This is a genomic window from Frankia sp. AgKG'84/4 (assembly GCF_023242965.2).
Classification (GTDB): Bacteria; Actinomycetota; Actinomycetes; order Frankiales; family Frankiaceae; genus Frankia.
Genome location: NZ_JALKFU020000651.1, coordinates 1 through 653 on the forward strand (window position 1 = coordinate 1; position 653 = coordinate 653).

Sequence of the window (653 nt, forward strand, 5' to 3'; positions counted from 1 at the left end):
GCGCGGCGGCGCCCAGTGGCGTCCAGCGCGGTGGTTCGGGCGGGACGGGACGGTCGCGGCGTTCGATCCGCATCGCCGCGTGGTGCGCCTCGGTCAGGCGAAGCTCCGGCGCGCGGGGCTGGGTGGTGCGCACCGCGCCCGCGGCGAGATCCGTCAGCCAGGTCTCGCCGTCGTGCCCGACGTGCAGGACCGCGGCGCGGGCGGGGACGTCGTCGGCGCGAAGGCGGATCGCGCAGCCCACGCCCGCGCCAATGTCGTGCGCGCCGACCCCGACCCGCCAGATTCGCCCGGCGTCGGGTCCGCCGACGACCCGCACCTCGAACCACCGCGCGGGTCCGCCCGCGGGCTGCGTCGACTCCCGCGGCGCGGCCGGGGCGTCCAGGCCGATCCGTCGGCCCGCCAGGATGGCACTGTCGCGGACCGTCGCGGCCGGGTCCAGGGGCTCGCCGTCCAGGAAGCAGACCGGGTCCGGCGAGGTGGTCAGGCCCTCGGTGAGCGCCCTGACGGTGGTCGTGGGCCGCAGCCGCACCAGGACGTCCCGCGCCGTCCCCGGCCCGCCACCCCCGCCGCCGGGGTGGCCCGCGGCGGGCTCCCCGAGGTCGGGATCGGCCGCCGCCACGGTAAGTACGACGTCGGTGGTCACTGCGGCGCCC

1 pseudogene is annotated in these 653 nt (G+C 79.2%); it reads right to left on the reverse strand.

Annotation, left to right across the window (positions count from 1 at the left end):
- Positions 1-653: pseudogene (locus MXD58_RS24440) on the reverse strand (hypothetical protein); the annotation flags it as partial.